Here is a 20,884-nt window from a genome sequence, read left to right as displayed (position 1 = left end):
TTAGCTGGTAAGTTGCTTAACTTCCAGTCACACACCACCCGTTTCATTCGACGACTTTCAACTGTGTCGTTCGCGCCTCGTTCGTATTCAGAACCGATTGGTAGGGATCGTTGGTGTCCAAAAGCATATCCACGGCGCGGCGCAGCAGCTGACGGCGCCCTCGTCTTGAATAGAACCCGCCGGGTACCTGACTGGTTTCCAGAAGAAATTGCCGATAACAGCGATAGGCTTCGGAATCGGGGCGGCAAGGATCGGCAAAAAACGCCGCGATCGGCTGCTGCGAGACGAAATCGGGTTTGTCATAAACCGAACGCCCGAAAATGCGCAATGGAATGCCCCGCCACAGGACCTGCTGTCCGGCGGTGGAATTCACGGTGACGGCCGAATTCGCCTCATCCAGCAATCTGGCCAGCTTGCCGCCCGGCACATAATGAACCCGGTCGTCGATGCCGTGTTTTCTGGCAATCTCACGGGCCCGGCGTCGCAACGGTTCGCGATGGTTTTCCAGGGGGTGTTCCTTTACCACCAGCCTGTGATGGGTCGGCGCGCCTTGCGCAAATCCTTCGATTACCAGCTCAAGAAATTCACACATGCCCGAAAAGCTGGAATGAGCTTTCACCGAGCTGTCATGCCCAAGCTGCAACAGAACGAGGTGGTAGGGGTATCCGCCCCATCTGACCCGCGCCGTCGCCACACTTCGCTGAAGACGATGAAAAGGCATCAAAAACAGGCGCTTGAGGTACAATCTGAATTCTTGCGAGACAGGTAATTCCCTGTGCGGTTGAAAGTTTCGGTAGCGGCTGTTCAGAGTCATCACGAACCAATGATAAAGGGCGCCATAGAAGATATGATGCCGCATGTCTCCCCAATGCGACGGGGGCGGCGGCGCCTTTCGGTCGGACAGGGCCATGGCCTGACGCATCTGCTGAACGTCCAGCGTCATCAGCCGGGAATTTCCATTTGACCCGTCCCGCTCATAGGTCACCCACCAGGGGCGCAGATACCCCTCCTCGAATACATGTACGGTAACTCCGCAAGACCGTGCGATTTCGACCGCACGCGCATGTATGGGTCTGGTGTCGCCATATAGTACAATGTCCGTAACAGCTTTTTCAGCGATTAAAGAGGACAGTGTTGCGGGCCAGTTTTCCGGTTTGTCCTGAAACGGGATGTAACTTGCTTTGTCAAACCAGAACGCCTGATCGCCTGCATTGAATCCAACTCGCCAGACCCGAGCCCCCGTCGCGCGCAACATACGCCCCAAGGCCGGGAAAAAAGGTCCGTGCGGGCCCTGAAGGAACAGGAAGACCCGATCATGAGACCTTAAAGGCGGGTGCTGCATCCGAACTGCTCGTATTGTTGTTGTTGCCAAAACTATGCCCGTTTGGTCGGTGTACGGCAAGGCAGGGCTTGCCCGCGCGGCCCGTTGGCCTTACCTCGACGGTGATAGTCAGGCACAGGTTAGAAACTGAGGGTTAACGGAATGTTTACAGGGATCGTCACCGACATGGGCACCGTCGCCGAGCTGGAGCAGCAGGGTGACCTGCGCGCGCGGATCAAGACCGCCTATGACACTGCGGGCATCGATATCGGGGCCTCGATTGCCAGTGACGGTGTGTGTCTGACCGTGATCGCGCTGGGCGACGATTGGTATGATGTCCAGATCAGCGCGGAAACCGTCTCGAAAACCAATCTCGACACATGGACTGTCGGCAAGCGTGTCAATCTGGAACGTGCCCTGAAGGTTGGTGACGAACTGGGCGGTCATATCGTCTCGGGCCATGTGGATGGCGTAGCCGAGGTGATCGCGATCAAGGAAGACGGCGACAGCACCCGCGTCACCCTGCGCGCACCAAAGGATCTTGCACGGTTCATTGCGCCCAAAGGGTCGGTGGCACTGAATGGCACATCCCTGACGGTCAATGACGTGACAGATTGCGATTTCGGCATCAACTTCATCCCACACACCAAAGAGGTCACCACCTGGGGTGACGTGCAGGTCGGTGACCGGGTCAATCTTGAGATCGATACGCTGGCCCGTTATGTGTCGCGTCTGGCCGAGATGTCCTGATACGATACGTCGCGTCGGAGCAGACCTGCGCCGTTTGTGGACTGGTCTTTGTGCCCTCAGTGGTCTATTCCGCCGTTCAAACATGCCATGCGAAAGGCTGCCCAATGAGCTTTGAGACACCCGGCCCGGTCGAGGCCCGGCTGCGCGACGCGATCAGCCCGATCGAAGATATTATTGAAGAGGCGCGTGCGGGCCGGATGTATATCCTGGTCGACCACGAAGATCGCGAAAACGAGGGCGATCTGGTGATTGCTGCCGAGTTCGCTGATGCCGGGGCCATTAACTTTATGGCCACCCATGGCCGTGGCCTTATCTGTCTGCCGATGACAGCAGAACGTGTAGAAGCGCTTGGGTTGCCGATGATGGCGGTGAACAACTCGTCCCGGCACGAAACCGCATTCACCGTGTCCATCGAAGCGCGCGAAGGGGTCAGTACCGGGATCTCTGCCGCCGACCGTGCGCTGACCGTGGCAACTGCAATCAACGAGCAGAACACGATGGCCCATATCGCAACGCCTGGCCACGTCTTCCCCTTGCGCGCCAAGCGGGGTGGGGTGTTGGTGCGTGCCGGTCATACCGAGGCTGCCGTTGATATCTCGCGTCTGGCCGGTCTGAACCCCTCGGGCGTGATCTGCGAGATCATGAAACCCGACGGCACCATGGCGCGTCTGCCCGATCTGGTTGAGTTTGCGCAAGAGCACAACATGAAGATCGGCACGATCAGTGACCTGATCGCCTACCGGTCGCGCAATGACAATCTGGTGGTCGAAACCTCGCGTCAGATGGTGACGTCAGAATATGGCGGCGAGTGGGAGATGCGGCTGTTCACCGATCAGACCCACGGCATCGAACATGTGGTCATGATCAAGGGCGACATCACCACACCCGAACCGGTGTTGACCCGCACCCATGCTCTGCACGAGGCCCCCGATATTCTGGGTCTTGGTCCGAAATCCTCGCGCGAACTGCCGCGCGCCATGGAAAAGATTGCTGAAGAAGGACGGGGCGTGGTCTGCCTGTTCCGTCAACCGCGCAACTCGCTATACGCCACGGGTGACGAGGGGCCGCGCACCATCAAACAAACCGGTCTGGGGGCGCAGATCCTGTCCAAGATGGGAATTCAGGAACTGGTCCTGCTGACCGACTCGCCGCAAACCGTATATCTGGGGCTTGACGCGTTTGGCCTGTCCATCGTCGGCACCCGTTCGATTCTGAAGGAAGACTGATCATGGCTGCTCAAGACGAACATGGCGTTCTGCCGACACCGACATTTGACAAGCCGGTCAAGCTGCTGATCGTGGCGGCGCCGTTTTATCGTGCGATTGCCGATAACCTGATCAAGGGCGCGAAGGCCGAAATCGAAGCCGCGGGTGGCACCTGCGAAGTGGTCGAGGTACCCGGCGCGCTGGAAATCCCAACCGCCATCGCTATGGCCGACCGTCAATGCAACTTTGACGGCTACGTCGCGCTGGGCTGCGTCATTCGCGGTGAGACCACGCATTACGAAACCGTTTGCAACGACTCCAGCCGGGCCATCCAGTTGATGGGCCTACAGGGCTTGTGCATCGGCAATGGCATTCTGACTGTGGAAAACGACGCGCAGGCCGAAGTCCGCGCGAACCCTAAAAAGATGAATAAAGGGGGTGGGGCTGCTGCTGCGGCCTTGCATCTGATCGCGCTCAGCCGTAAGTGGGGCTCTTCCAAAAAGGGCGTTGGTTTCAAGCCGCCGTCCGAGTCCATCCTTGTGGCGGGCGACAGCAACGGACCCTCGACAGCATGACCAAGACAGACGCGCCGAAACCGGCCAACCAGAAACGCCTGATGAAATCCGCCGCCCGGCTTTATGCCGTGCAGGCGCTGTTCCAGATGGAACAGTCCGGGCAAACGACCGAAGCTGTCGTGAACGAGTTTCTGGATCACCGGTTTGGCGCCGTGTATGAGGGCGAGGAGATGCTGGACGGCGATATCTCGGTTTTCAGGTCCCTGGTTGACAATGCGGTGAACTATCAAGCGGCCATCGACCAGATGACTGACCGTGCGTTGGTGGCCAAATGGCCGATCGCGCGCATCGATCCGACCCTTCGTGCGGTGTTCCGTGCCGCAGGTGCCGAGCTGACCCAAAGCGACACGCCGCCAAAGGTTGTCATCACCGAATTCGTCGATGTGGCGCGTGCGTTTTTTCCGGAAGGCAAAGAGCCGAAATTCGTCAATGCCGTGCTGGATCACATGGCGCGCGAGGCACAGCCCGAGGCATTCTGACGCCTTTACGAGAACCAAATATGCGCTAACCTGAATGTCATAGCGCAAAGAGGTTCGCCATGCCCAAACTGATCCGCCTTTATATCACGCAAGTTGCCTGGGGCTTTGTCATTTCGGCTGTGTTTGTCGGCGTTCTGTTGGCGCTGAATGTCGCAAACCTGCGCCATCTGATAACCAGTTCGGAAATCGGCTTTATCGCTTTGGTGATGATCTGGTTCATGAACGGCATTGTCTTTGCCGGTGTTCAGTTCGCCTACAAGATCATGAGCATGGCAGAAAAGCCGCAAGGCCCGCGCCGGGGGACACCTGTTGTACACAGCTTTGAACCGGCGGTTGCAAAGCAGGAAGCCCGCGCAGGGCGCTGAACTTCCGTGGAAAATGTGGCGGGACCACCAAACAACCGTGTGGTTTGATTCCCGAGGACCTGTATATACAGGTGGGCGCCAGGTAATCAGGCCAGGACCTGAACAGAGCCAGCCCCCTCGGAATTGCTTAAGGCCACCAGAATGCTACCTTTCACAAGAAGGGCAGAACCCGCCACGCGCTTAAGTAGGGCGTATGACGGGTTCGCACAAGGGGTCAGGCATCAACAGTTTCGTGCAATGCCGTGCGCATCTTGCCAAAGTGTTCGTCCCAACCCTTGTCCAGCGCCAGGATCAGGCCAAAGGCATCGGCCCCCTGCGGCAGGCCTTCATGCCGAAGGTCAAGGCGCGTCCCGCCTGCGACGGGTTCCAGGGTCCACTTGACTACGCTCACCGCGTCGCCCATCGGTTTTACGGTGAACGTGTATTCCAGATATTTGGGAGGGTTGGCAACGCGAACCTCACCCCAGATCAACAGGTCGCCGCTTGTCGTGCCAAACATCTCCAGCTTTTGACCCGCGGACAGAGTATGTCGAGGTTTGTGGAACCATTCCGCCAGACGATCCGGGTCTGTAAGATAAGCCCAAACCGTTTCCGGCTCGGCCCTCAGAAAGATCGATTTATTCAGAACTGCATCGGTCATTTCGATTTCCTTTCAACAGCTTCCTTGAGAGAGTTGAGGCGATCGTCCCAGAACTGGTCAAAATATCTGAGCCAGTCCAAAACGGGGGCCATCCCCTGTGGTTCAAGACGGTTAATGCGTTCGCGGCCGCGGGTTTCAACGGTGATCAAGCCGCCGTCGGATAGCACGGTCAGATGTTTTTTGACCGCGGCCCGGGTCATGTCGAACCGGTCTGTCAACTGCCCGATGGTCATGTCCTGAGACGAGAGCAATTGCACAATGTCCCTACGTGTGGGATCGGCCAGCGCACGAAACGCGTTTTGAGTTCGGTTATCCATAAGCAACCCCGGAAGAGATACCATTTGGTATCATATTAATGCGACACCCAAAGGTATCATGTCAAGTGCGACGCAGCACTTTACTTTTGTTCCCTAATTGTTCACATTTCTGACATGACTTTAGATCTGCAGCCCGGACAGAAACTGGCGCGTGGCGTCGCACGCCACCTTGCCGCACATGGTTTTGTTTCTGTTGAAGAATTCGTTCCGGCACGTGGTCTGCGTGTCGATGTAATGGGCCTAGGTCCCAAAGGTGAACTTTGGGTGATCGAATGCAAATCCAGCCGTGCCGATTATCAATCGGATGCCAAATGGCAGGGCTATCTGGAATGGTGCGACCGATTCTTCTGGGCCGTGGATACCGAGTTTCCGACCGATCTGTTACCTGACGAAACGGGCTTGATCATTGCTGATGCCTATGATGCCGAGATCGTGCGCATGGCGCCCGAGGACAAGCTTGCTCCAGCGCGGCGCAAAAAGATGATCCAGAAATTTGCAACAGATGCAGCACGCCGACTGCATGCACTGCGCGATCCGCGCTTGTAAAAAGCTCAGCCTTTGACGGCGAGGGCGGCCTGTATCGCGGCGCGGATCTCGTCTGCGATTTCTTCGGCTTCTTCGGGATCGAAATCCATCGGAATCTCGATGCCGTCGGCTTCGATGAACAAGCGCACCATCCCCTGATCGGTCGGGCCGATTTGCAGGTTGGCCTGTATATCGCGTTCGGTATTGATGCCCATCTGTGCCTCCGAGCCTGAGCGTTCGTGCTAACGCGCACGGGGTTGAGAATCAAGTCACCTTTGCGGTCAGATAAGACATGGATAAAGTGGTTCTCAGAACGTTTCGCCCCGATGATGCCGCGTGGCTGGTTGAACAGCACGGGTTGCTCTATGCGCGCGACGAAGGATTTGATGACAGCTTTGCCCCATTGGTTGCGCGCATCCTTGAGGAGTTCATTGCAGACAACGACCCGTCCTTTGAAAAAGGCTGGATTGCTGAACGGACTGGACAAAGATTGGGTAGCATCTTCTGCGTGCGCGTGGACCAAACAACCGCCAAACTGCGCCTCTTCCTGCTTGTCCCCGAGGCGCGCGGACTTGGGTTGGGGAAACGGCTGTTACAGACCTGTACAGATTTTGCACGCGAGGCTGGATATCGGGAAATGGTTCTGTGGACCCATGAAAGCCATACGGCCGCCTGCGCGCTTTACAGGGCGTTTGGCTGGGAACTGATAGACAGCAAACCGGTGCATTCCTTTGGGGTCGATCTTGTCGAACAAAGCTGGAGAATTCGGCTTTAATCCTCTTGCATTCCCCGGACGCGTTCGGTACATCGCCCCTCACGAAGTGCCGCCTTAGCTCAGTTGGTTAGAGCGCTGGATTGTGGATCCAGAGGTCCCCTGTTCAAGCCAGGGAGGCGGTACCATTCCCCCAAAATCGACTGTCCGTGTTCGCACCGCCAAGCGCATTACAAACATAGTGTAGGCTCGAACGCCGGAAAGTCCGGCGCGCTGATCTTTAGCGCGCCAGGTTCAGTTTGAACCGCATTTTCACCCGTTTCGCAGTGGGCAGGTGGCGGTTCAGGCGTTTGTTTATGAGGCCAAAACCCCCGACAATCACCAATGTCAGCAAGATGAAATAGAACGCCAGAATTGGATAGGGGATAAACGGGTTGAACGTCTTGTCCGCGAAATAGCTGGCGTAATAGAGCGCGTCGCCGCGCTGCTGCCAGGCCGGAAAGGCCGAGAAGAAGACCAGCGTGGTGGCGTGGAACAGAAAGATGGCTTCGTTCGTGTAGGCAGGCCAGGCCAGCCGCAACATGGTTGGCCAGACGATCCGCCGAAACCGCGACCAGCCGGACATACCATAGGCATCTGCCGCTTCGATATCTCCCTTGGGGATCGAGCGCAGAGCACCATAAAAAATCTCACCTGAATAGGCTGCGGTGTTCAGGAACAGCACGATCAGTGCGCCGAGCCAAGCCGAGGTGAAGGCGTCAAACAGTGGATAGGTTTTCTTCAGCGACAGGAAGAAGAAATAGGCAAAGAAGAACTGGATAAAGAGCGGCGAGCCCCGGAACAGAAAGATGAACCATTCGGCAGGTTTGCGCAGCCATTTGTTGGTCGAGGCTTTGCCGACGGCCAGTGCAGTGGCCAGAAAGAACCCGGTCGTCAGCGCCATGACGCCGAAATAGATGTTCCAGATCATGCCCGAGCCGATCAGGGTGAACTGTTCGCACAGGGTGAAATCGGTCTTGGGCAGCAGGCGCTCCCCAATGCCAAGCGAACGCAGGCCGTAATCCTGAATGGTCTGGATGCAGCTCATGCTCGGGCTCCCTGAAAAGGAGATTGAGTGCGCGAATCAGATTGCTGTGCAATCGCGTGCGGCACCCGGATGCGGTCTTGAACGCGGATCATCATGCCGTGGTCTCCTTGCGCAGAAGCTCTCCGCCCGAAGTGGCCTGTCCGTGGGACAATCGCCGCATCAGTTTTTCCAACCCAAGTTCCGAGAAACGGGTCATGCCAAGGTAGAAGATCAGCAGGAACAGGAAATACCACATGCGCCAGTCGCCATGCGGGTATTGCGTGAATTTCGAGGTTTTGGTGCCGCCCAGTTCGCGCGCCCAATACACGATATCTTCAACACCCAGCAGGAAGAGCAGGGGCGTCGCCTTGATCAGCACCATCCACAGATTGGACAGGCCGGGCAGCGCGTAGACCCACATCTGAGGCACCAGGATGCGCCAGAAGGTCTGGCGGCGGTTCATACCATAAGCTTCGGCCGTTTCCAGCTGCGCATGTGGTACGGCGCGCATCCCCCCGAACAGGACATTGGCCGCAAAGGCGCCAAAAACGATAGAGAACGTGATGACCGCCAGGAAAAACCCATAGGTTTCATGCATCCATTCAGGCGCGGTCCCGAGTGGCAGCTTGGCAGCCTGACAAACAAGGAAATCATTGCCCTGGCGGATTGGGTCGGTCCAGTCCGGGCACAATATCTTATGCCGCGTCCACTCGAACGCCTGATCCAGTGCGATGACGAAAAACAGGAAAAACGCAATGTCGGGCACGCCGCGCACAATCGCGATATACCCTTTGCCCAGCCAGCTGAGCGGGGGGAAATGCGAGCGCGCCGCCATGGCACCTGCAAACCCGAAGCCAAGTGCGACGGGCGCGGTCACAGCCAGCAGGGCCAAAACCTTGATGAAAGACAGGTAGAACGACCAGTGTACGCCATTGGTCAGGTAGCATGAAAACCAGCGGAACGTGCCCAGCGTGTCAGGATCAGCGCAGTACGAGAACATATGGCGTCTTTCCAACGTCTGTTCCGGCTAGGCCGGAATCGGCCCGGTGCCGAGGCACCGGACCGGGATTGGTCAGGTCTTAGTTGGTGACGACCGAACCGTCAGTACCGTATGTGGCGGTGCCTTCACCGAACCACTTGATCAGCATCTCGTTCAGCGTGCCGTCGGCTTTCATCGAAGTGATGGCTTCGTCGAACTTGCCGCGCAGTTCACCGTCGCTTTCACGCAGGCCCATGCCGACGCCGCCGCCCAGCGGAACCGGATCGCCGACAAAGACCAGCTCACCGCCCGATTCCTCGACCAGCGGCACCAGATAGTCGCGGTCGGCCAGAACTGCATCGGCTTCGCCGTTACGGACAGCTGCAATGGTTTCTTCCGGGGTCGCGAATTCGACCAGGGTTGCACCGGATTCGGCAACGTGGCCTGCCTGGATCGTGGCGGTTTGCGCCGCAACGACACCACCAGTTACGTCTGCCGAGTCAGAGGTCGCAACATAGGCCGAAGCGGTCGGCGGGTAATAGTCTTGGGTAAAGTCGATGACCTCATCACGTTCGGCTGTGATCGACATACCGGCGATGATGGTGTCGTAGTTGCCCGAGACCAGGTTCGGAATGATCGAATCCCAGTCGTTCTTGACCCATTCACACTCCAGGTTGGCGCGTTTGCACAGCTCGTCGCCGACTTCACGCTCGAACCCGTCGATTTCACCTGCATCGTTGATGAAGTTGTACGGAGGGTAGGCGCCCTCGGTGCCCATGCGGATCGTGTCGGCCATGGCGATACCAGCAGTCAGCGCCAGGGCCGCAGTGGACAGAATCAGGTTTTTCATTGGTTACTCCCCAGTTTTGGTTCTGTTCTTGAAGTTAAGCCGCCTGAGTGGCGGAGAGAAAGCCCCGAAGCCGCTCGGATTCGGGTGACGTAAAGATATCTTCGGGCAAACCTTCTTCCTCGATCAGGCCCTGATGAAGAAATACCACGTGGCTCGAGATATCTGCCGCCATTTTCATGTCATGAGTCACGATGATCATGGTGCGCCCTTCGGCTGCCAGATCCTTGATCACCTTGATCACTTCCTGTTCCAGTTCGGGATCCAGCGCCGAGGTCGGTTCGTCGAACAACAGCGCCTGTGGTTCCATGCACAGCCCCCGCGCGATAGCGGCGCGCTGTTGCTGACCGCCGGACAATTGCGCCGGATAGGCGTCGCATTTGTCGCCAATGCCAACTTTCTCAAGGTATTTGCGCGCGCTGTCTTCCACTTCGGCCTTGTCGCGGCCCAGAACGGTCACGGGGGCTTCCATGACATTTTGCAGGATGGTCATATGCGCCCACAGATTGAACTGCTGAAACACCATCGACAGGTTGGTGCGGATGCGCAGGACCTGCTTGGGGTCCGCGGGGCGGCGCCCATGGCTATCGCCCGACCATTTGACAGGTTCGCCTTTGAACAGGATTTCGCCCTGCTGGCTGTCTTCCAACAGATTGCAGCAGCGCAGCAAAGTTGATTTTCCTGACCCCGATGACCCGATCAACGAGACCACGTCGCCGCCATGCGCTGTGATGTCCACCCCCTTCAACACTTCCAGATTGCCGAAGCTTTTGTGAAGGTTTTTGATTTCGATGACGGGAGCGGTTTCTGTCACGGGCAGTCCAGTAGTTTGTGGTGTTGGTGCGGTACTAGGGCCGAAAAATTTGCTCAATGCAATGCGCAATTCGCAAATTCAGGGTCGGAAACTGTCAAATTGACCAAATGCACCCGACAATTTGGCCATCAGATTATCTGCTGGGCGCATGGCGGTGGCGGGGTCGGTACGGACAGGTACTCCTCCGCCGGGATGTCGATCAGCCCCTGAATGTGCAGCGTTTTGCGGTCGTGTTCGGCAAGGTTTTCTATTGCTGCCCGAACTGCGTCTGCGACCAGATCCGCGTTTTGGTCGGGTCCGGTAATATAGGGCAGGGTCGGTGTAGAAGCGGTTTTTGCCAGTTCGCGCAGGCTTTCGCCCAGATCGGTATGTTCTTGCAACATCATCCAGGTCAACGCATCCAGCGCCGCGAAATCTGCCTTCCCCTCCGAGACCGCCTGCGCTGACAGCGCGTGACCGCCTGTCTCCAACAACGACGCAGGATACAGGTTCTCCCGGGATAAATACGTGATGGGTGCCGCCCAGCCGGATTGGGACAATGCTTCGTTATATGCGAAGATACCGTCAGTCATTCCCGCCAGCGTGCGGTCGTCGTCGCGCCGCGCCACAAAGACCGAGCAATAATGCCCGGCAGGGCAACCGGGCAGGCCGTAATCCGGGGTGCCCACCAGTTGAACACGACCATGCAAGCGTGTGCGATAGGGCATTCCACAGGTCTGTGCCAGCACCAGATCGGGTTCAAGCCAAACCTGCCAAACATCGGCGTCTCGGGTCAGCTGTTCTGGTCCGTAACCCAGATTCGCGCGAATCAACCCCCAGAACCGACCATTGGCGGCCTGAACCTCGGGCATGTCGTACATGCCAAGCATGGCTATCAAGATTTGGCGGCCTTTTGCCGGGCCAAAGCCGAATCCACGTCGCTGACCCCCAGCAGGCTGACAACCAGACGCAGCAGCGAGTCCTCCTCACCCGTGCGGTGGCCATCAGCCAGGGCCACTGACCACAGCGCCTGAACCACCGCCAGCCGGTTTTCATAAGCGACTGCTTCCTTGATGGCGCGGGTAAAACGGACCGTGTCGGGGGCTTCGGTCTCCAGATCTTCGGCACGGGCGCGCAAAGCCGCGCTTTCGAATGGGGACAAACCGTATCGTTCTGCCGATATGCGGTCGATGCGCGACATTTCGGAGGCAGAATAATCGTTGTCAGATCGTGCCAGACGCACCAGCAGGGCCGTCAGGGCCAGGCGGGCATCATCTTCGACAAGCGGGTCGGGCTTGGGCTGTGTGAGCCTGGAAAGAAAGTCACTGAACATGGGTAAGATATAGCGGGCGCTTAACTCACATCCAAGCGGCTTTGGACGCGCTCGCGCGCTGCCTGACTGTCATTGTAGCTCAGGCCCATGGCAATGCGGGCTTCTTCGACGATCTTTATCTCGCCCTCGTCCGAACTGCCATCCGCCAGAACGATTTCCCACAACGCGTCAAGGGCTGCCAGCCGCTCTTTCAGATCCGTGGTTTCCCGGATCAGTTTGCCGAACGTATCTGTTTCCGGTGCCGCAGCATGGAGCTTTTCACAGGTGGCACGCACCTTAGCTGCCTCAATCGCGTTATGCTGGTACAGACGGGCCAGTATCTTGTCGATCAGACTGATCTCTTCCAGCTTGTAATCGCGATCTGCCTGCGCGACGCGCACCATCAGAGCACCCAGAGCAAGTTCTGCATCCGGGTCCGGCAACTGTTCATGATGAGGCGGTCTGAGCGCCTTAAAGAACCTTTTCAACATAACAAACACCTAGACGACAGGTCGTGATCGGCCAAGCACGAAATGCTGGTCTTGATACAGTATTGCATGTATCCAGCGCCGAGTCGGACCTGTGCACGATAAAGTTGTATTTGAAAGGAAGTTTCAGATGATACCGCGTTTACCTGGTGCAATGGGGATCAGTAAATCAGACAAGGGGCTGGAAATCGCACCTTGGTTCAATCCGCTCGTTTCGAAAGCTGAAGGCTACAATGTCAAAATAGCAGACGTACTGACCGCGCAAGAACTTTTGGCGTCGGCGGAGGGAAATGACACAATTAACCCTGATAGTTACGGCCTAATAGAGGAGATAGACTTCGTCGGCAGCGCCACCGAGTTGGGTTCAGTCGTGCCAAAAGACGAACATGGCAGTTTCGATTATATATATAGTTCCCATAATTTTGAACATTTACCGAATCCGATCAAATTTCTTCAAGCTTGTGAGGCGCTACTGAAGTCAGGGGGGCGCTTGATCATGATCGTACCGGATGGGCGGTTATGTTTCGACCATTTCCGCCCCCCGACAACTACGTCAGAATGGCTTGAAGCCTACCGGGAAGATCGAAAGAAACCGACAGAAAAGCAGGTTTTTGACTCGCGTTACGTTCTCTCCCGTGAGGCCTGCGGCGCAGAGTTCAAGCCTGTTAACCATCAAACACCACCTGAACTTCACAGACTGCAATTTGATCCCGCTGTTTTGTGGGAACAGTGGCAGCAAACAACGCCAGAATCTCCTTATCAGGATGCTCATTGCACTGTTATGACACCCAGTTCGCTGCGCTTGATGCTGCAAGACTGCCAATACTTGGGCTTGACATCTTTGCAAATCGAAGACGTGCAGGAACCCAAGGGTATCGAATTCATGGTCGTGATGCGTAAGCCAGCGCAAGACGTTCAGGTTTTGAATGCCGAAGATTACGCAGATGTTCGATTGGAGCTTCTGCACCGGGTCTGGAAGGATCAGGGCTGGCGTGTAACACAGTTCGGTGCTGTTCATGGAAAGTTGGCGTTGTTTCCCGGCGGCAAAAGGTATCAATTACGAGGATCCAAAATTGGTCAGATACTTCGGAATATGAACTATCGGCGCCTTAAAAAAAGGCGTTCAAAAACTTAACGTTATCTTTCGACCAGTCAGGGTTTACGGGGATTCAGGTGTCTTGATCGGTTTAGTTGGTCGGGGATTTTCAATGAAAACCCTAGCCAACTTTGAAGATAAATTACCACCCAGGTCACTCAGGATCCGGTGAAATGGCTTCGGTCAGGCTTTTGACGTGATTACCAGGTCAGGGCCTCTTTGGCTGCGGTTTGCAACCAGGCCAGCATTTGGCGATAGGGAACCGGACCGTAGCTGATCCGCGCAATCCCCAGTTTTGCCAGGGTGGGCGTATCCGGCGTGCCGGGCAGGGCGATGATATTGACCGGTAAGGCCGTGGATTCGCAAAGCCGGGCGATCAGGGCTTCGTTCTTTAGCCCAGGTGCAAAGAATCCGCTGGCACCTGCATCAGCATAGGCATTGGCACGGGCAATGGCCTCATCCAGCATCGTGTCGTCATGGGTGTCCGCTGCTGCCTTCAGGAAGATATCTGTGCGCGCATTGACATAGGCGGGAATGCCTGCGCGCGCGCAGGCGTCGCACATCGCTTCAACACGTTTGGCCTGAGTGGCGATGTCAAAGAGGCCGTCTCCACCTATGATCTGGTCTTCAAAGTTGAAACCAACAACACCGCAGTCCAGCGCGCGCTGAACGTTTTGCGCGATCCCTTGCGGGTCTTCGGCATAAGCGCCCTCGAAATCCAGTGTAACGGGCAAGTCAACCGCTGCAACGATGCGGCGTGCATTGTCCAACGCGGCCTCAAGTGGAATGTTCTGCCCGTCGCCATAGCCCTGCGCCATGGCAACAGGGGCACTGCCGGTCGCGATGGCCTGGGCACCAGCGTCCCGAACAGCGCCAGCGCTGCCAGCGTCCCAGATATTGAACAGAATGACAGGATCGCCTTTCTTGTGAAGGCTGGTAAAGGTCACGGCTTTCTGGGACTGGCTGGTCATCGGAACTCTCCTGTTGTCGCGTATCCTACAGCTAACGCTGCGAAAATGACCCGGCCAGAGTTTTTGCACCCAGACAGGTCACTTTGAGGTGACGGCACAGGCACAGATTGCGTCAGCTGCGCAAAGTACCTGTGACATCCACCGGTTTGAAACCAAGGCCTCAGGCTTCGCCCGCGGCGCCAGAGACGAATTTCGCGCTAAACGCAGATTCGCCCAGACGTTGCAGCAGGCTCAGCTGTGTCTCCAGCCAGGCTTTGTGACCTTCTTCTTCCATCAGGATGCGTTCGAACAGTGAACGCGAACCAACATCACCGACTTCGGCCGCCTGTTGCGCTGCATTGGTGTAAAAAACAACGGCCTCACTCTCGTCTTGGAGATCAGAGGCAAACATTTCTTCCAGTGTACCCGCTGCGGCAGGGCTTTTCTGAAACGCAAGCTCGGGGGTTCCACCCAGAAACAGGATACGTTCAATAAAGGCGTCAGAATGCACCAGTTCTTCCTGCATCTCGCCCCGCATTTTCTCAGCCAGAATATCAAGGCCCCAATCGTCCAGAACGTGCGCGTGCAACTGGTATTGGTGCGCGGCAGTAAGCTCCATATGAAGCGCTTGCTGAAGGTTGCTGATCGTTGTTGCGTTGCTCATCGGAAATCTCCTGAAATCGTGAAATGCAAAAGCAGAAAGCCTGCCTCTGCACACAGTTAAGAGATCAATCCCCACGAAACAACGTGGGGTGACAGTCCGACACAGTCAGGGATCAGACCAGGCGCGAGGTGTCTTTCGCGGCCCGCACAAAATCGCGAAACAGCGGATGCGGGTCAAACGGCTTGGACTTCAGCTCCGGGTGGTACTGAACGCCAATGAACCACGGGTGATCCGCCCATTCCACGATTTCGGGCAGACGACCGTCCGGCGACATGCCCGAAAACTTCAGGCCCGCTTTTTCAAGCTTGTCGCGATACTTGATGTCCACCTCATAGCGGTGGCGGTGCCGTTCCTCGATCTGGGTGCCGCCATAGACCTCGGCGACTTTGGATCCGTCCGCCAATACTGCGTTGTAGGCCCCAAGGCGCATTGTGCCGCCCTTGTCGTCGCCGACCTTGCGCTCGACCTTGTGGTTGCCCTGTACCCACTCTTTGAGGTGATAGACCACCGGTTCAAACCGTTTCTTCCCGGCCTCATGGTCGAATTCCTCGGACCCGGCTTCGGTAATACCCGCAACGTTCCGCGCTGCCTCGATCACCGCCATCTGCATGCCAAGACAAATGCCCAGATAGGGGACTTTGTGCTCGCGCGCATATTGCGCCGCCTTGATCTTGCCTTCGGTGCCACGCTCGCCAAAACCACCGGGGACTAGGATGGCGTGGAACCCTTCCAGATACGGAGCTGCGTCTTCGGTGTCGAAAACTTCGGCATCCACCCACTCGATCTTGACCTTCACACGGTTGGCCATACCGCCATGGGTCAGCGCCTCGGCAATCGACTTATAGGCGTCTTCAAGCTGCGTGTATTTGCCGACAATGGCCACTTTCACTTCGCCTTCGGCGTTGTGGATGCGGTCGCTGACATCTTCCCATTTGGCCAGATCAGGTTTGGGGGCGGGGCTGATCTGGAAGGCATCCAGAACGGCCTGGTCCAGCCCCTCGCGGTGATAGGCCAGCGGCGCGTCGTAAATGGTGGACAGGTCCTGCGCCGCGATCACGCTGTCCGGACGCACGTTACAGAACAGGGCTAGCTTTTCCCGTTCCTTGGTCGGGATAGGCCCTTCGGACCGACAGACCAGAATATCGGGGGCCAGACCGATCGAGCGCAGTTCTTTCACCGAGTGCTGGGTCGGCTTGGTTTTCAACTCACCCGACGCTTTGATGTAGGGCAGCAACGTCAGATGCATAAAGATACACTGGCCGCGCGGTTTGTCCTGACTGAACTGTCGGATGGCTTCAAAGAAGGGCAGGCCTTCGATGTCACCCACGGTACCGCCAATCTCACACAGCATGAAATCAACCTCATCCTCGCCGATGGCGATGAAATCCTTGATCTCGTTGGTGACGTGCGGGATCACCTGAATGGTCTTGCCGAGGTAATCTCCGCGGCGCTCTTTCTCCAGAACATTGGAATAAATCCGGCCCGAGCTGACCGAGTCGGTCTTGCGCGCTGCGACACCGGTGAACCGTTCGTAATGGCCAAGGTCCAGATCGGTCTCGGCGCCATCATCGGTGACAAACACTTCGCCATGCTCAAAGGGCGACATCGTGCCGGGATCGACGTTCAGATAGGGGTCCAGCTTGCGCAGACGCACCGAATAACCGCGGGCCTGCAACAAAGCGCCCAAAGCTGCCGAAGCCAGCCCTTTGCCCAAGGACGAAACCACACCACCGGTGATGAAAATAAAACGTGCCATAGTTTTTCGGCTGCTCCCGTGAGACGTCAAAATCAGCTGCCCGGCGGTTCCGAAAAACCGCTGCATCACGGGACTTCACGTATAAAGGATTCGCGCGAAAAGCGCAAGAGAACCGCAAGATGCTGTTGCAGTCCTCTTTCATGTTTCTAAGTTTTGTGGATCAATCCGCCTGCGGGATCAGCGGCGCGTTGTCGTCCTGTGCCGGCGGCAAAAGATCATCAACCGACGGAATCGCCGGTGCACTTTCCTCGGTCGAAGCCGGTGCCGGAACGCCCAGACGGTCGATTACCGAGCTGCCCGAAGATTTCTGAGCCGCAAGAATGGTCAGCGTGATCGAGGTGACGATGAAACAGGCCGCCAGAATCCACGTCAGCTTGCCCAATGCCGTCGCTGCTGCGCGACCGGCCATGGCACCGCCACCACCCATACCCAGGCCACCGCCTTCGGACCGCTGCATCAGGACAACGGCGATCAGGCCCAGAGCCAGAAGAAGATGGATAATGAGAACGACGTTTTCCATGGTGGTCCTGTACAGCGTGGCGTGTATCGCGTGGTACTTATGCAAGTTTGCCAGCGGGGGCAAGTCAGGAGTTGGCATCAACTTCTTTGATGTATCCCATCACGTCAAAGGGACTGGACAGTGTGTTGATTTGTGACGCAGGCTGCGGCCATGCCACATGACGATCACGACCACCCGCATGCCCTGTTGCCACCTGAACCCGCATTGCGCGTCAAAGCGCTCGAGACGATTCTGACCCGCAAAGGGCTGATCGATCCGGCGGCTCTGGATGAGATCATCGACACTTATCAGAACAGGATCGGGCCGCAAAACGGCGCGCGCGTCGTTGCCAAAGCCTGGAGCGACCCTGCCTTCAAAGCTGCCCTGCTTGAAGACGCCACTCCGGTCGTAGCGGACCTTGGCTACTATGGCCGCCAGGGCGAACATATGGTGGTGGTCGAGAATACACCGGACCGGCACAATATGGTCGTCTGCACCCTGTGCAGCTGTTACCCTTGGCCGCTGCTGGGTATCCCGCCCGGATGGTACAAATCCGACGCCTACCGAGCCCGCGCAGTGCGAGAACCGCGCAAGGTGTTGGCCGAATTCGGCGTCACCTTGCCCCAAGACACCTCTGTACGGGTTTGGGATTCGACGGCCGAGATTCGCTATCTCGTCTTGCCCATGCGCCCTGAAGGCACAGACGGAATGAGCGAAGATGAGCTTGCTGCGCTTGTGACGCGCGACAGCATGATCGGCACGGGCCTTCCCAAGGTGCCATCATGACCCGCGTTCACGATATGGGAGGCCGTTTCGGTGATGGTCCGATACACCCCGAGGCAGAGGACGCGCCTGTTTTTGCCGAAGACTGGCACGCCCGCGCTCTTGCGGTGACACTTGCATCCGGGTTTCTGGGGCAGTGGAACATCGACGTTTCGCGCCACGCGCGCGAACGCTTGTCTCCGAAGGATTACACCCGGTTTTCGTATTATGAGAAATGGATATCCGGTCTGGCCGATCTGCTGGTCGAAATGGGTGTTCTGACATTGGATGATCTGCGTGGCGTGAGCGGCGACAATCCGCACCCCTTTGCAGACAGAGCGCTCAAGGCCGAAGCGGTGTCCGCTGCGCTGGCCAAAGGCGGGCCTGCGGACAGGCCTTCCAATGTCGCGGCGCTGTATTCTGTGGGGCAAGAGGTTGTCACGGTCCGGCCGACAGCAAATCGCCTCGTGGATGGAGGTCACACGCGCCTGCCTGTCTATGCATCCGGTGCCAGGGGCCGAATCCTGCGCCTGCACGGAACCCATGTTCTGCCCGATTCCAATGCGCATGGGTTGGGTGAGGCGCCAGAGCCGATTTATGCAGTGGCTTTTGCGGCATCAGAACTCTGGGCCGCCACCGAACATCCCGCCGACCAGGTGGTGCTGGACCTCTGGCAAAGCTACCTGGAACCGGCATGAACGACTGTATCTCACACGGAGCCCCCGAGCCGGTTTTTGCTGAACCCTGGCACGCTCAGGTCTTTGCCGTCACCGTCGCGCTGAACGAGGCTGGGCGGTTCGAGTGGGCGGATTGGGCGGCGCGCTTTTCAGCGACATTGAAACACAATGGGCTTGCCCGGGAATTGGATGGCGGTGACGATTACTTCCACGCATGGCTGGAAACGCTTGAGGCATTGCTGGCCGAACAGGGCGCTGCAAGGCCGAAAGATGTGCTTGATCTGCATAAGGCCTGGGAAGAGGCTTACCTGACCACTCCGCATGGGCAACCTGTCCACTTACGGCGACAGGGTTAGGGGGCTCTGCCCCCGCCGCCCGTTCCGGGCGCCTCCCCCGGGATATTTACAGCCAGGTGAAGCAGGGGATCCACTCTTCATCTGGCTACAAATATCCCCGCCGGAGGCATCGCGCGCGAGCCCGATTTTCCTCTGCGGCGAAATATCGGTTTCCCTGCCGTTTTTGCCCCGCTATATGAGCCGGGTTTGATCACTCAGCACGAAAAGGACCGGATATGGCCAACGTGGTTGTTGTCGGCGCCCAATGGGGCGACGAAGGAAAAGGCAAGATTGTCGACTGGCTCAGCGAAAGGGCGGACGTAATCGCGCGTTTTCAGGGCGGTCACAATGCCGGTCATACGCTGGTGATCGACGGTGAGGTTTATAAGCTGCACGCGCTTCCTTCGGGCGTGGTACGCGGCGGCAAGTTGAGCGTTATTGGCAACGGCGTGGTTCTGGACCCCTGGCATCTGGTCAATGAGATCGCAACCATCCGGGCGCAGGGTGTTGAGATCACTCCTGAGACGCTGATGATCGCTGAAAACACGCCATTGATTCTGCCCATTCATGGCGAGCTGGACCGTGCGCGCGAGGAAGCTGCGAGCAAAGGCACCAAGATCGGAACAACCGGTCGCGGAATTGGCCCGGCCTATGAAGACAAGGTTGGGCGGCGTTCTGTTCGCGTTGCCGATCTGGCGGACGAAGCCACGCTGGAGGCCCGCGTGGACCGCGCATTGCAACATCACGATCCGTTGCGCAAGGGTCTGGGTATCGAGCCGGTTGACCGCGACGCGCTGATTGCTCAACTCAAAGAGATCGCGCAACAAATTCTGCCGTTTGCAGCTCCCGTCTGGAAAGTGCTGAACGAAAAGCGCAAGGCCGGGAAACGCATCCTGTTTGAAGGGGCGCAGGGCGCGCTGCTGGATATCGATTTCGGCACCTATCCCTTTGTGACGTCGTCAAACGTGATTGCGGGGCAGGCGGCAACCGGTGTTGGTATCGGCCCAGGCTCGATCAATTTCGTGCTTGGCATTGTTAAGGCCTATACCACCCGTGTTGGAGAAGGGCCGTTCCCGACCGAGTTGGAAGACGCAGACGGTCAGCGTCTGGGTGAACGCGGGCACGAATTCGGCACGACAACAGGCCGCAAGCGCCGCTGCGGATGGTTCGACGCCTGTCTGGTGCGCCAGACCTGCGCAACCAGCGGCGTGAACGGTATTTCGCTGACCAAGCTGGATGTTCTGGACGGGTTTGAGACACTTAAGATCTGTACCGGGTATGAGCTGGATGGCGAACGTTTGGATTACCTTCCGACCGCTGCTGATCAGCAAGCCCGCTGTACCCCGATTTATGAAGAAATGCCGGGGTGGAGCGAATCGACCGAAGGCGCGCGCAGCTGGGCGGATTTACCTGCAAATGCGATCAAATATGTGCGTCGGGTCGAAGAACTGATCGAATGCCCGGTTGCGCTTTTGTCCACAAGCCCGGAGCGGGACGACACCATTCTGGTGACGGACCCCTTTGCTGACTGATGCGCGAGAAACAGAAGAAAGGGTTGAGTTACAAGGCACGCCGGCGCTGGTCGCTGGTGATCCTTGTGCTTGGCCTTCCGCTGTACATCATCGCCGTGGTGACGATCGTGAACTTGCTGGGGCGTCCTCCGATCTGGATTGAGTTGCTGGTTTATATCGTGCTGGGCATCCTTTGGGCCCTGCCGTTCAAGTTCGTGTTTCGCGGCGTCGGTAAAGAAGACCCCGATCAGTCCTAGCGC

At 57.4% G+C, this 20,884-nt stretch carries 28 protein-coding genes and 1 tRNA gene; 14 read left to right on the top strand and 15 right to left on the bottom strand.

Annotated elements, in window-relative coordinates; all coding sequences use genetic code 11:
• Positions 1 to 43: 43 nt before the first annotated feature.
• Positions 44 to 1,342 (bottom strand): capsule polysaccharide biogenesis protein, encoded by a 1,299-nt coding sequence (locus AC2FNC_RS02575; protein ID WP_480554637.1) that lies wholly within the window; start codon positions 1,340 to 1,342, stop codon positions 44 to 46.
• Positions 1,343 to 1,483: 141 nt separating this feature from the next.
• Between AC2FNC_RS02575 and AC2FNC_RS02570 the strand changes: the two genes are divergently transcribed.
• The 5 genes from AC2FNC_RS02570 to AC2FNC_RS02550 all read left to right on the top strand — a co-directional run bounded on the left by AC2FNC_RS02570 (position 1,484) and on the right by AC2FNC_RS02550 (position 4,695).
• Positions 1,484 to 2,071, top strand: coding sequence for a riboflavin synthase (locus AC2FNC_RS02570; protein WP_480476428.1), 588 nt, complete (start codon positions 1,484 to 1,486; stop codon positions 2,069 to 2,071).
• Between the two features lie 104 nt (positions 2,072 to 2,175).
• Complete coding sequence (ribB, locus tag AC2FNC_RS02565) at positions 2,176 to 3,297, top strand: 3,4-dihydroxy-2-butanone-4-phosphate synthase (protein WP_480476430.1); 1,122 nt, start codon at positions 2,176 to 2,178, stop codon at positions 3,295 to 3,297.
• Between the two features lie 2 nt (positions 3,298 to 3,299).
• Positions 3,300 to 3,851, top strand: coding sequence for a 6,7-dimethyl-8-ribityllumazine synthase (locus AC2FNC_RS02560; RefSeq protein WP_480476432.1), 552 nt, complete (start codon positions 3,300 to 3,302; stop codon positions 3,849 to 3,851).
• A complete protein-coding gene (gene nusB / locus AC2FNC_RS02555; RefSeq protein ID WP_209504306.1) occupies positions 3,848 to 4,330 on the top strand; it encodes a transcription antitermination factor NusB in 483 nt (160 codons plus the stop codon). Before AC2FNC_RS02560 ends, nusB begins: the two co-directional genes overlap by 4 nt.
• 59 nt (positions 4,331 to 4,389) lie before the next feature.
• Positions 4,390 to 4,695, top strand: coding sequence for a hypothetical protein (locus tag AC2FNC_RS02550; protein ID WP_480476434.1), 306 nt, complete (start codon positions 4,390 to 4,392; stop codon positions 4,693 to 4,695).
• 214 nt (positions 4,696 to 4,909) lie between these two features.
• On the opposite strand, the gene AC2FNC_RS02545 is transcribed toward AC2FNC_RS02550, so the two are convergent.
• Both AC2FNC_RS02545 and AC2FNC_RS02540 read right to left on the bottom strand, forming a co-directional pair.
• A complete protein-coding gene (locus tag AC2FNC_RS02545; RefSeq protein WP_480476436.1) occupies positions 4,910 to 5,335 on the bottom strand; it encodes an SRPBCC family protein in 426 nt (141 codons plus the stop codon).
• Positions 5,332 to 5,652, bottom strand: a complete 321-nt coding sequence (locus AC2FNC_RS02540; RefSeq protein ID WP_480476940.1) for an ArsR/SmtB family transcription factor — start codon at positions 5,650 to 5,652, stop codon at positions 5,332 to 5,334. Before AC2FNC_RS02540 ends, AC2FNC_RS02545 begins: the two co-directional genes overlap by 4 nt.
• 114 nt (positions 5,653 to 5,766) lie before the next feature.
• Between AC2FNC_RS02540 and AC2FNC_RS02535 the strand changes: the two genes are divergently transcribed.
• Positions 5,767 to 6,198 carry an MmcB family DNA repair protein gene (locus AC2FNC_RS02535; RefSeq protein WP_480554641.1) on the top strand — a complete coding sequence of 144 codons (432 nt, stop codon included), beginning with the start codon at positions 5,767 to 5,769 and terminating at the stop codon, positions 6,196 to 6,198.
• 5 nt (positions 6,199 to 6,203) lie between these two features.
• Here AC2FNC_RS02535 and AC2FNC_RS02530 read toward each other — a convergent pair whose 3' ends face one another.
• The gene (locus AC2FNC_RS02530; protein ID WP_117869403.1) at positions 6,204 to 6,392 is read right to left on the bottom strand and encodes a DUF6324 family protein; all 189 of its coding nucleotides are present in this window, start codon (positions 6,390 to 6,392) and stop codon (positions 6,204 to 6,206) included.
• A gap of 77 nt (positions 6,393 to 6,469) precedes the next feature.
• Between AC2FNC_RS02530 and AC2FNC_RS02525 the strand changes: the two genes are divergently transcribed.
• Positions 6,470 to 6,952: a GNAT family N-acetyltransferase gene (locus AC2FNC_RS02525; protein ID WP_480554642.1), complete on the top strand. Its 483-nt coding sequence runs from the start codon at positions 6,470 to 6,472 to the stop codon at positions 6,950 to 6,952.
• 48 nt (positions 6,953 to 7,000) lie between these two features.
• Positions 7,001 to 7,077, top strand: a tRNA-His gene (locus tag AC2FNC_RS02520).
• 92 nt (positions 7,078 to 7,169) lie between these two features.
• Here the strand turns inward: AC2FNC_RS02520 and AC2FNC_RS02515 are convergent.
• The 7 genes from AC2FNC_RS02515 to AC2FNC_RS02485 all read right to left on the bottom strand — a co-directional run bounded on the left by AC2FNC_RS02515 (position 7,170) and on the right by AC2FNC_RS02485 (position 12,377).
• Positions 7,170 to 7,976 (bottom strand): ABC transporter permease, encoded by an 807-nt coding sequence (locus AC2FNC_RS02515; RefSeq protein WP_480554643.1) that lies wholly within the window; start codon positions 7,974 to 7,976, stop codon positions 7,170 to 7,172.
• A gap of 91 nt (positions 7,977 to 8,067) precedes the next feature.
• Positions 8,068 to 8,955 (bottom strand): ABC transporter permease, encoded by an 888-nt coding sequence (locus AC2FNC_RS02510; protein WP_480517728.1) that lies wholly within the window; start codon positions 8,953 to 8,955, stop codon positions 8,068 to 8,070.
• A gap of 79 nt (positions 8,956 to 9,034) precedes the next feature.
• Positions 9,035 to 9,784, bottom strand: coding sequence for a transporter substrate-binding domain-containing protein (locus AC2FNC_RS02505; protein ID WP_480476444.1), 750 nt, complete (start codon positions 9,782 to 9,784; stop codon positions 9,035 to 9,037).
• A gap of 34 nt (positions 9,785 to 9,818) precedes the next feature.
• Positions 9,819 to 10,595 carry an ABC transporter ATP-binding protein gene (locus tag AC2FNC_RS02500; RefSeq protein WP_209504298.1) on the bottom strand — a complete coding sequence of 259 codons (777 nt, stop codon included), beginning with the start codon at positions 10,593 to 10,595 and terminating at the stop codon, positions 9,819 to 9,821.
• A 128-nt stretch (positions 10,596 to 10,723) separates the two neighbouring features.
• Positions 10,724 to 11,473 (bottom strand): phosphate/phosphite/phosphonate ABC transporter substrate-binding protein, encoded by a 750-nt coding sequence (locus AC2FNC_RS02495; RefSeq protein WP_496714540.1) that lies wholly within the window; start codon positions 11,471 to 11,473, stop codon positions 10,724 to 10,726.
• Entirely contained in the window at positions 11,470 to 11,907 is a 438-nt protein-coding gene (locus AC2FNC_RS02490; RefSeq protein WP_480554645.1) for a tellurite resistance TerB family protein, read from the bottom strand. The genes AC2FNC_RS02495 and AC2FNC_RS02490 overlap by 4 nt, the downstream gene beginning before the upstream one ends.
• 20 nt (positions 11,908 to 11,927) lie before the next feature.
• Complete coding sequence (locus AC2FNC_RS02485; protein ID WP_209504295.1) at positions 11,928 to 12,377, bottom strand: tellurite resistance TerB family protein; 450 nt, start codon at positions 12,375 to 12,377, stop codon at positions 11,928 to 11,930.
• A 127-nt stretch (positions 12,378 to 12,504) separates the two neighbouring features.
• On the opposite strand from AC2FNC_RS02485, the gene AC2FNC_RS02480 reads away from it, so the two are divergent.
• Positions 12,505 to 13,509 carry a methyltransferase domain-containing protein gene (locus tag AC2FNC_RS02480; protein WP_480516572.1) on the top strand — a complete coding sequence of 335 codons (1,005 nt, stop codon included), beginning with the start codon at positions 12,505 to 12,507 and terminating at the stop codon, positions 13,507 to 13,509.
• A 161-nt stretch (positions 13,510 to 13,670) separates the two neighbouring features.
• Here the strand turns inward: AC2FNC_RS02480 and AC2FNC_RS02475 are convergent, their stop codons facing one another.
• The 4 genes from AC2FNC_RS02475 to secG all read right to left on the bottom strand — a co-directional run bounded on the left by AC2FNC_RS02475 (position 13,671) and on the right by secG (position 17,360).
• Positions 13,671 to 14,441, bottom strand: a complete 771-nt coding sequence (locus AC2FNC_RS02475) for an isocitrate lyase/PEP mutase family protein (protein ID WP_496714539.1) — start codon at positions 14,439 to 14,441, stop codon at positions 13,671 to 13,673.
• Between the two features lie 160 nt (positions 14,442 to 14,601).
• Entirely contained in the window at positions 14,602 to 15,084 is a 483-nt protein-coding gene (locus tag AC2FNC_RS02470; protein ID WP_480554650.1) for a bacterioferritin, read from the bottom strand.
• Between the two features lie 112 nt (positions 15,085 to 15,196).
• Positions 15,197 to 16,840: a CTP synthase gene (gene pyrG / locus AC2FNC_RS02465; protein ID WP_480476454.1), complete on the bottom strand. Its 1,644-nt coding sequence runs from the start codon at positions 16,838 to 16,840 to the stop codon at positions 15,197 to 15,199.
• Positions 16,841 to 17,000: 160 nt separating this feature from the next.
• A complete protein-coding gene (gene secG / locus AC2FNC_RS02460) occupies positions 17,001 to 17,360 on the bottom strand; it encodes a preprotein translocase subunit SecG (protein WP_480476944.1) in 360 nt (119 codons plus the stop codon).
• A 150-nt stretch (positions 17,361 to 17,510) separates the two neighbouring features.
• Between secG and nthA the strand changes: the two genes are divergently transcribed.
• The 5 genes from nthA to AC2FNC_RS02435 all read left to right on the top strand — a co-directional run bounded on the left by nthA (position 17,511) and on the right by AC2FNC_RS02435 (position 20,881).
• The gene (gene nthA / locus AC2FNC_RS02455) at positions 17,511 to 18,125 is read left to right on the top strand and encodes a nitrile hydratase subunit alpha (protein ID WP_480476456.1); all 615 of its coding nucleotides are present in this window, start codon (positions 17,511 to 17,513) and stop codon (positions 18,123 to 18,125) included.
• Positions 18,122 to 18,799 (top strand): nitrile hydratase subunit beta, encoded by a 678-nt coding sequence (gene nthB / locus AC2FNC_RS02450; protein WP_480554652.1) that lies wholly within the window; start codon positions 18,122 to 18,124, stop codon positions 18,797 to 18,799. The genes nthA and nthB overlap by 4 nt, the downstream gene beginning before the upstream one ends.
• Positions 18,796 to 19,134 carry a nitrile hydratase accessory protein gene (locus AC2FNC_RS02445; protein WP_480554654.1) on the top strand — a complete coding sequence of 113 codons (339 nt, stop codon included), beginning with the start codon at positions 18,796 to 18,798 and terminating at the stop codon, positions 19,132 to 19,134. The genes nthB and AC2FNC_RS02445 overlap by 4 nt, the downstream gene beginning before the upstream one ends.
• A 215-nt stretch (positions 19,135 to 19,349) precedes the next feature.
• Entirely contained in the window at positions 19,350 to 20,645 is a 1,296-nt protein-coding gene (locus tag AC2FNC_RS02440; RefSeq protein ID WP_480516578.1) for an adenylosuccinate synthase, read from the top strand.
• Positions 20,645 to 20,881 (top strand): DUF2842 domain-containing protein, encoded by a 237-nt coding sequence (locus AC2FNC_RS02435; RefSeq protein WP_496714538.1) that lies wholly within the window; start codon positions 20,645 to 20,647, stop codon positions 20,879 to 20,881. The genes AC2FNC_RS02440 and AC2FNC_RS02435 overlap by 1 nt, the downstream gene beginning before the upstream one ends.
• The last annotated feature ends 3 nt before the right edge of the window (positions 20,882 to 20,884 follow it).

The sequence above is a fragment of the Ruegeria sp. BHSA123 genome, assembly GCF_059613425.1.
The sequence above is the reverse complement of the archived record's forward strand: the minus strand, read 5'-3'. Positions and strand labels throughout refer to the sequence as shown.